This window comes from Ectopseudomonas oleovorans, assembly GCF_003052605.1.
GTDB classification, from domain to species: Bacteria; Pseudomonadota; Gammaproteobacteria; order Pseudomonadales; family Pseudomonadaceae; genus Aquipseudomonas; species Aquipseudomonas oleovorans_A.
The window spans coordinates 1-8,655 of sequence record NZ_QASO01000065.1 but is presented as its reverse complement, the minus strand read 5'-3'; the positions used below and the strand labels follow the sequence as shown (position 1 = coordinate 8,655).

At 63.7% G+C, this 8,655-nt stretch carries 8 protein-coding genes; 2 read left to right on the top strand and 6 right to left on the bottom strand.

What is annotated here, in order from left to right:
- Positions 1–283 precede the first annotated feature (283 nt).
- From DBO86_RS11230 to hemA, 6 genes are all read right to left on the bottom strand, one after another.
- Positions 284–799 carry an acyloxyacyl hydrolase gene (locus DBO86_RS11230; RefSeq protein WP_108233709.1) on the bottom strand — a complete coding sequence of 172 codons (516 nt, stop codon included), beginning with the start codon at positions 797–799 and terminating at the stop codon, positions 284–286.
- 92 nt (positions 800–891) lie between these two features.
- Positions 892–1,683, bottom strand: a complete 792-nt coding sequence (gene murI / locus DBO86_RS11225) for a glutamate racemase (protein ID WP_108233708.1) — start codon at positions 1,681–1,683, stop codon at positions 892–894.
- Between the two features lie 177 nt (positions 1,684–1,860).
- Positions 1,861–2,610, bottom strand: coding sequence for a molybdopterin-synthase adenylyltransferase MoeB (locus DBO86_RS11215; protein WP_108233707.1), 750 nt, complete (start codon positions 2,608–2,610; stop codon positions 1,861–1,863).
- Positions 2,611–2,614: 4 nt separating this feature from the next.
- Entirely contained in the window at positions 2,615–3,448 is an 834-nt protein-coding gene (gene prmC, locus DBO86_RS11210) for a peptide chain release factor N(5)-glutamine methyltransferase (RefSeq protein WP_108233706.1), read from the bottom strand.
- Positions 3,449–3,488: 40 nt separating this feature from the next.
- Positions 3,489–4,571, bottom strand: coding sequence for a peptide chain release factor 1 (prfA, locus tag DBO86_RS11205; protein WP_003459511.1), 1,083 nt, complete (start codon positions 4,569–4,571; stop codon positions 3,489–3,491).
- Positions 4,568–5,848, bottom strand: a complete 1,281-nt coding sequence (gene hemA, locus DBO86_RS11200) for a glutamyl-tRNA reductase (RefSeq protein ID WP_039964355.1) — start codon at positions 5,846–5,848, stop codon at positions 4,568–4,570. Before hemA ends, prfA begins: the two co-directional genes overlap by 4 nt.
- 209 nt (positions 5,849–6,057) lie before the next feature.
- Here hemA and DBO86_RS11195 point away from each other — a divergent pair, with 209 nt between their 5' ends.
- A complete protein-coding gene (locus DBO86_RS11195) occupies positions 6,058–7,785 on the top strand; it encodes a tetratricopeptide repeat protein (protein ID WP_108233705.1) in 1,728 nt (575 codons plus the stop codon).
- A complete protein-coding gene (gene lolB / locus DBO86_RS11190) occupies positions 7,782–8,399 on the top strand; it encodes a lipoprotein insertase outer membrane protein LolB (protein WP_108233704.1) in 618 nt (205 codons plus the stop codon). The genes DBO86_RS11195 and lolB overlap by 4 nt, the downstream gene beginning before the upstream one ends.
- Positions 8,400–8,655: the final 256 nt, after the last annotated feature.

Sequence of the window (8,655 nt, the reverse complement as noted above, 5' to 3'; positions counted from 1 at the left end):
TGCTACCTCACCCCGCTACGCCGCCTCTATCCGCTTCCTGTTCGTCAGGCCAGCATTTTGCCTCGGGCTTCCTTCAGATTCGCAGNCGCCCGCGACACCCTTGCCTCTGGCTAACACTTCCCCTTGCCGGGTGTGTAGAGGACTTTCACCTCCAAGTCGTCCAGTCCACCACCACAGTGAACCGAACAGCGCCAGTCACGGCGCTACGCGCCATGCCTGGCGCACAATAAAAATGCCAGTCAGCTTAACTGACTGGCATTAGGGGCTTGCCCGGTCTTTTTATTCAGAATCTCATGCGGTAATGCACGGTGTAGGCTTCCGCGCCGTCATTGGGGTTCTTCAGGCCCGCGTTGGAATAGTGAATGGCACGCAGACCAATCTCCTGCCCCGCGAAACGCAGGCCGACTCCGATGCGGTCTTCGAACTGAAACGACGAGCCCAGATCGTTGCTTTCCAGCTCTGTGCTGGAGAACGCCGCAACGCCGATGCCGGCTTCGATGTACGGACGCACGTTCTGCCCGGCGAACTCGTAAACGAATACCGGCGCGAAAGAAACGCTGTGGTTACTCGCCGTGTCATCGCCACCCCAGTAGGTGTAACCCAGGTCCCAGTAACCAGTCAGACGTCCATAGCTGCTCTCCAGCCAGCTGTGGTTCCAGTCCCACTGCGCGCCCAAGCGATAAACCATGGTGGAATCGCCACTCTGACCAATAGCCGCGGTTACATCCGCGGCCTGCGCAGCACCCAGAGATCCGAACGTGAGGGCTGTTGCTGCGGCAAAGGCGTACAACTTCTTCATGAGTCATTCCTTTTTAGCGAGGGTGTTTATCAGGCTGTGACAAAAAATATAGAAGCATCCGATAACAGGGATAGTCTGATCGGAAAAATTCACTATATCGAAAGAACCTGGGCCTTTTCACCTAGTAAAATCGGCAAAACCCGGCTAAGTTGCGCTGGCTCCCCACTGCTCCAGTAACGCGTTTCCCCGGCCGGCAGCGTCGCCAGCAGATCGTGACGCGAGAGCAGGCGTTGCAACTGCCGCGCCACTGCCGCACCGGTATCGATCAGCGTTACCGACGCCGGCACCAACTCACTCAGCAATGGACGCAGAAAGGGATAGTGGGTACAGCCGAGAATCAGCGTGTCGCAACCCTCAGCCAGCAGCGGCGCCACATAGCCCTGCAACAGCTCACGCGTGGCCGGCGCCTGTAGTTCTCCCGTCTCTATGCACTCCACCAGCCCGGGACAGGGCTGGGTCACTACCCGCACGTCATTGGCGAAGCGATCGAGCAACGCGGCGAATCGGGCGCTCTTCAGCGTACCGGTGGTTGCCAGCACACCGACCACGCCACTGCGGGTCGCCGCCGCCGCCGGTTTTACCGCAGGCTCCATACCGACGATGGGCAAATCCGCATAACGTTCGCGCAGCTCGGCGGCAGCTGCGGCCGTGGCGGTATTGCAGGCCAACACCAGGGCCTTGGCACCCTGCGCCAGCAGGTGCTCGGTAATCAGCACGCAGCGTTCGCGAATGTATTCCGGGCTTTTCTCGCCGTAAGGCACGTGGCCGCTGTCAGCGACGTAAAGCAGCGACTCGTTGGGTAGTAGCTGACGAATCTCGCGCAGCACCGACAGGCCGCCGACGCCGGAGTCGAAAACGCCAATCGGCGCCTGCGACTGATTCATTTCAAATCATCCCCACGGCTACGCAGCCTATCCTTAGCAGGCCGTTGAAAAACTACCTGCGTTGGCAATACTGCGTTAAAAACGGCCTCAAAATGCTCATTTACAACACGTAAACTGCGCTTTTTCGGCCGTTTTTGCCTTGTCTTGCCTGCCTCGCCTACGTTTTTCAACGGCCTGTTAGCGCCCACCGCACACCTCGCAGGCCGGGTCACGCTTGACCCGCAACTCGCGAAAACGCGTACCCAGCGCGTCGATCAGCAGCAGACGGCCTACCAGCGGCTCACCGAAACCGGCCAGCAGCTTGAGCGCCTCCAGTGCCTGCAGGCTACCGACCAGCCCCACCAGCGGGCCGACCACGCCGGCTTCGCTGCAGGTCAGCTCGGCCTCGCTGCCGTGGCCATACAGGCAGTGATAACAAGGGCTGGCGGCGTTGCGCGGATCGAACACCGAGAGCTGGCCTTCCAGGCGGATCGCCGCCCCGGAGACCAGCGGCTTGCCCGCCGCGACACAGGCGGCATTGACCGCTTCGCGGGTGGAGAAATTGTCCGAGCAGTCCAGCACCAGGTCGACGGCGCTCACGGCGGCGGCCAGCGAGTCGGCGTCCAGCGCCTGCCGATGCGGCACCAGCGTGATATTCGGGTTGATCGCCGCCAGCCGCGCCATGGCCGAATCCACCTTGGCCTGGCCGATGCTGGCGGTGTCGTGGGCGATCTGCCGCTGCAGGTTGGTCAGGTCCACCGTATCGAAGTCCGCCAGGTGCAACTCACCGACGCCAGCGGCCGCCAGATACAGCGCCACCGGCGAGCCCAGCCCGCCCATACCGACGATCAATACACGGCCCTGTTTAAGGCGCAGCTGGCCTTGCACATCAATCTGTTTCAGCAGGATCTGCCGGCTGTAACGCAGCAGCTCATCATCGCTCAGCATCTGATCACTCACGGTCGAAACGTCCCAAACTGATGCGCTCATGACCACCCAGGTCACGCCGACTATTGACCGCGACGAAGCCGCCCTCGCTGAGCAAGCTGCGCACGGCCTCGGCCTGATCGAAGCCATGCTCCAGCAGCAGCCAGCCACCGGACAGCAGGTGCTGCGGCGCGGCCTGGATGATCACACGAATATCGTTCAGCCCGTCGCTGCCGGCGATCAGAGCGCTGCTCGGTTCGAAACGCACATCACCCTGTTCGAGATGCTGGTCGTCAGCGCGGATATAGGGTGGGTTGCTCAGGATCAGGCCATAACGCTGTCCGCTCAGTGCAGAGAACCAGTGGCTATGCAAGAACGCTGCGTTACCCAGTTGCAGGCGCTGACGGTTGCGCTCAGCCAGGGCCACGGCGTCCTCGACGCGATCCACGCCGGTCACCTGCCAGGCCGGACGCTCGCTGGCCAGGGCCAGGGCGATGGCGCCGGTGCCGGTGCCCAGATCGAGTACAGCCAGCGGCGTGGCCGGCAGCAGTTCGAGCGCGGTTTCCACCAGCAGTTCGGTGTCCGGACGTGGAATCAGGGTATGTGGCGCCACTTCCAGATCGAGGCTCCAGAAGCCCTGATGACCGAGGATATAAGCGACTGGCTCGCCCTGACGACGGCGTTGCAGGTGGTTCTGAAACAGGGCCAGTTGCTCGTCATCCAGCTCGCGCTCCGGCCAGGTACGCAGGTAACTGCGCGTCTTGTTCAGCGCGGCCGCCAACAGCAGCTCGGCGTCCAGCCGCGGCGTGGGCGAGTCGGGCAGGTCGGCGCTGTTAAGCAGGGATTCAATGGTGGCCATGTCGTTCTCGTAGCGGCGCCAGCCATGCGCACCGCTGCACTTAATCGCCCAACGCCGCCAACTGGTCGGCCTGGTACTCGGCCAGCAGCGGCTCGATGATGGCGTCGACGCCGCCTGCGATCACGTCGTTCAGCGAATACAGGGTCAGGTTAATGCGGTGGTCGGTCACCCGGCCCTGCGGGAAGTTGTAGGTGCGGATGCGCTCGGAGCGGTCGCCCGAGCCCACCAGCAGCTTGCGCGTTTCGGAGATTTCCTTGTGCGCCGCCGCTTCCTGCTGGTCCTGCAGCTTGGCCGCCAACCAGGCCATGGCCTTGGCGCGGTTCTTGTGCTGCGAGCGTTCTTCCTGACATTCCACCACGGTGCCGGTGGGAATGTGGGTGATGCGGATCGCCGAGTCGGTGGTGTTGACGTGCTGGCCACCGGCGCCGGATGAGCGGTAGGTGTCTACGCGCAAATCGGCCGGGTTGATCTCGATGGCCACCTGCTCGTCCGGCTCCGGCAATACCGCCACAGTGCAGGCGGAGGTGTGGATGCGGCCCTGGGATTCGGTTTCTGGCACGCGCTGCACGCGATGAGCACCGGACTCGAACTTGAGCTTGGCGTAGACGTTGTCGCCCTCGACACGGGCGATCACTTCCTTGAAACCGCCGTGCTCGCCTTCGTTGGCCGACAGCACCTCGACGCGCCAACCCTGCCTCTCGGCATAGCGCGAGTACATGCGGAACAGATCGCCGGAGAAGATCGCCGCCTCGTCACCGCCGGTGCCGGCGCGGATTTCCAGATAGACGTTGCGGCCGTCGTTGGGGTCTTTCGGCAGCAGCATGCGCTGCAGCTTGTCTTCCAGGGTGACCAGCGCTTCCTTGGCCTGGGCCACTTCCTCTTCGGCCATCTCGCGCATGTCCGCGTCGCTGTCCTTGAGCAGCGCCTGAGCGCCTTCGAGGTCGCTCTGTACCTTGCGCAGCTCGCGGAAGGTGGCAATCACCGGCTCGATCTCGGCGTATTCCTTGGAATAGGCGCGAAACTGCGTCTGCTTGGAAATCACCTCGGCATCGCCGAGCAGCGCCGTCAGTTCCTCGAAGCGGTCGCTGAGGTTGTCCAGCTTGTTCAACAGTGAAGCTTTCATTGCAGACCTTTGTCCTGCGGCGCGCTCTCGTCGAGAGCGAACAATTCCTGGGCCAGGCTGAGCGCATCGACGCGCCCCTCGGCAGTAAGTTTCTTCATGCGTACGCTGGGTGCGTGCAGCAGCTTGTTGGTCAGGCCACGGGCCAGTTGCGCCAGCACATCTTCGGGATTGCTGCCGTTGGCCAGCATGCGCTGCGCCTTGGCCAGTTCCTCGTCGCGCAGACGCTCGGCCTGCTGGCGATAGGCCTTGAGCACATCGACTGCGGCCAGCTCGCGCAGGCGCAGCATGAAATCGTCGGTACCGGCTGCCACCAGCTCCTCGGCTGCCTGCGCCGCGCCCTGGCGGCTCTTGAGGTTTTCCTCGATGACCTCGTGCAGGTCGTCGACGGTATAGAGGTAAACGTCGTCCAGCTCGCCCACCTGTGGCTCGATATCACGCGGCACGGCGATGTCGACCATGAAGATCGGCTTGTGCCTGCGTTTTTTCAGCGCGCTTTCCACCGCACCCTTGCCGAGAATCGGCAACTGGCTGGCGGTGGAGCTGATGACTATGTCGCTGTGCGCCAACTCGTCGGGAATGTCCGACAGCAGCACGGCATGGGCACCGAATTGCTCGGCCAGTTGGCTGGCGCGCTCCAGGGTGCGGTTGGCAACGACGATGCGCTTGATGCCCTGGTCATGCAGGTGGCGCGCCACCAGGCTGATGGTCTCGCCGGCACCGATCAGCAGCGCCTGGCTGCGGTGCAGGTCGGCGAAGATCTGCTTGGCCAGGCTCACGGCAGCGAAGGCCACGGACACCGGGTTTTCACCGATGGCGGTATCGGTGCGCACCGTCTTGGCGGTGCTGAAGGTGGCCTGGAACAGGCGCCCGAGCAATGGCCCGACGGTGCCGGCCTCACGCGCCACGGCGTAGGCGGACTTGAGCTGGCCGAGAATCTGCGGCTCGCCCAGCACCATCGAGTCAAGCCCGCAGGCGACGCGCATCATGTGCCGAACCGCGTCCTCCTCGCTGTACACGTAGGCGCAGGCGCGCAATTCGTCGACACTCAGGCGATGATAGTCGGCCAGCCACTGCAGCACTTCATCGCTGCTCAGTTGATCTTGCTCCAGGTACAACTCGCTGCGGTTGCAGGTAGAGAGGATCGCTGCCTCGCGGCTGGGTGTCAGCCGACACAGCTGCTGCAACGCCTCGACCAGTTGCTCCGGGGTGAAAGCAACGCGCTCGCGCACCTCTACCGAGGCGGTCTTGTGGTTGATACCGAGGGCGATAAAGGCCATGCAGGGTCGCTGAGGGGCAATACGGGAGCCGGCAATTGTCCTACTTCGCCCCCGAGAGAACAACTCCCGCGACCTATTGTCCCAATAGACAGTTCGCCGCATCGTCCTGGCCAGTGGGCTTGCTCCAAGGCTTGTGTCATGATGCCGCGAACGTCGCAGGGCACGCGCCAGCACGGCCCCCGCCCCGGAATAACGCACGACAAGGCACTATGAACAGACCCCTCGCGTTGCTCACTGCATTCGCCTTCCTCAGCGGCTGCCAAACCTTCGCCCCCAGCGAGCCGGACGGTACGCCGCCGGTACATGAAGCCGATCAGACCACCCAGCTGGAACCGAGCGAATACGGCTCGTTCAGCGAGGAAACCCTGTTCGCCCTGCTCACTGCCGAGCTGGCCGGGCAGCGCAATCGCTTCGACATCGCCCTCAGCAACTACGTGCAGCAGGCCAACGCCACTGGCGATGCCGGTGTTGCCGAACGCGCCTTCCGTATTGCCGAGTACCTCGGCGCCGAACAGGCCGCGCTCGACAGCGCACTGATCTGGGCCAGGAGCGCGCCAAGCAACATCGACGCCCAACGCGCCGCCGCCGTGCAGCTGGCCCGCGCTGGCCGTTACGACGAATCCATGACCTATATGGAGCAGGTGCTGCAGCGCCAGGGCGATACCCACTTCGACTTCCTCGCCCTGTCCGCCGCAGAAACCGACCCGGATACCCGCGCCGGCCTGCTGCAGGGCTTCGATCGCCTGCTGAGCAAGAACCCGGACAACAGCCAGCTGCTGTTCGGCAAGGCCATCCTCCTGCAACAGGACGGCCGCGCCGAAGAGGCACTGAAGCTGCTCGAAGACAGCGCGGCGAGCAGCAACGAGGTGTCGCCGATCCTGCTGCGCGCCCGCCTGCTGCAGAGCCTCGGCCGTGGCAAAGAGGCCATGCCGATCCTGCAGAAAGGCATCCGCAACAACCCCGACGACAAACGCCTGCGCCTGACCTATGCGCGCCTGCTGGTCGAGCAGGATCGCCTCGACGACGCCAAGGGCGAGTTCGCCAAGCTGGTGCAGGAAAACCCCAACGACGACGACCTGCGTTTCTCCCTGGCGCTGGTGTGCCTGGAAGCTGAAGCCTGGGAAGAAGCCATCGTCTACCTCGAAGAGCTGGTCGAACGCCGCAGCCATGTCGATGCCGCGCACTACAACCTCGGCCGCGCTTACGAAGCGCTGAGCGACAACGACAGAGCTCTGCAGGAATACGCCCTGGTCGGCCCGAGCAACGACTATCTGCCGGCCCAGCAACGCCAGGCCGAACTGCTGTTCGCCCAACAGCGCAATGAAGAAGCCAGCGCACGCCTGGCCCAGGCACGCAGCGCACAGCCCGATTACGCCATCCAGCTGTACCTGATCGAAGCCGAAGGCCTGAGCAATCACCGCCAGGTCGAGGCGGCCTGGAAGGTGATCAACGAAGGGCTGGAACAGTACCCCAACGACCTGAACCTGCTTTATACCCGCGCCATGCTCGCGGAAAAGCGCGATGACCTGGCCCAGCTGGAAACCGACCTACGCTATATCATCCAGCGCGAGCCGGAACACGCCATGGCGCTCAACGCCCTCGGCTACACCCTGGCCGACCGCACCACGCGCTATGAAGAAGCGCGCGAGCTGATCGAGAAAGCGCACCAGCTCAACCCGGACGACCCGGCGATTCTCGACAGCCTCGGCTGGGTCAACTATCGCCAGGGCAACCTCGACGAGGCCGAGCGCCTGCTGCGCCAGGCCCTGGAGAAATTCCCCGACCACGAAGTGGCCGCCCACCTCGGCGAAGTGCTCTGGGCCCAAGGCAAGCAGCGCGACGCCCGACGCGTCTGGCGCGACGCCCTCAGCGCAACGCCCGACAGCCCCATTCTGCGTGACACGCTGTTGCGCCTGACCGGTTCCGAGACTCTTTGATGCTTCGTCACCTACTCGTATTCAGCCTTATCGCCCTGCTCGCCGGCTGCGCCGGCCTCACCTCGCACGAAGCGCTGGAAGGCCAGGGCGACCCGGCCCAGTGGAAAGCCCACAAAGAGCAGATCACTCAGCTCGACGGCTGGCAGATCAACGGCAAGATCGGCATCCGCGCCCCGCAGGATTCCGGTAGCGCCACCCTGTTCTGGCTGCAGCGCCAGGATTACTACGACATTCGCCTGTCCGGCCCGCTGGGTGGCGGCGCCGCCCGCCTGACCGGCCGCCCGGGCGACATCCTGCTGGAAGTATCCAACCGCGGTCGTTTCCGCGCCGAATCGCCGGAAGCCCTGCTGCAAGAGCAACTGCGCCTGGACCTGCCAGTGTCCAACCTGCTCTGGTGGATTCGCGGCCTGCCCGCCCCGGAAAGCCGCAGCCGCATCACCCTCGATGGCCAAAGCCACCTGGCGCAGCTGGAACAGGACGGCTGGAAGGTCGAATACCAGCGCTACACCGAGCAGAACGGCTACGCCCTGCCGGAGCGCCTGAAGCTCTACGGCCAAGACCTGGAAGTGACCCTGGTGATCAAGGACTGGCAGCCGCGTCAGTTGGGGCAGTAAGCGACCACATTCTCTGTGGGAGGGGCCTCAGCCGCGACAGCTTGTCCAGCGCCTTCCACAGCACACAGCTGATGGATGGAAAAGCGGCATCCCCAACCACGCCGAACTGATCCTGCCCGCCCCGGCCAAGCTCAACCTGATAAGCGCCAACCGCTTCGCGAGCAGAGCTCGCTCCTACAGGTTTCGCACACGCAGCCGTAGCCCAATGAGATGGACTCCTCCCTCCTACGGCGTCATTGCGCCAGACTGTAGGTTA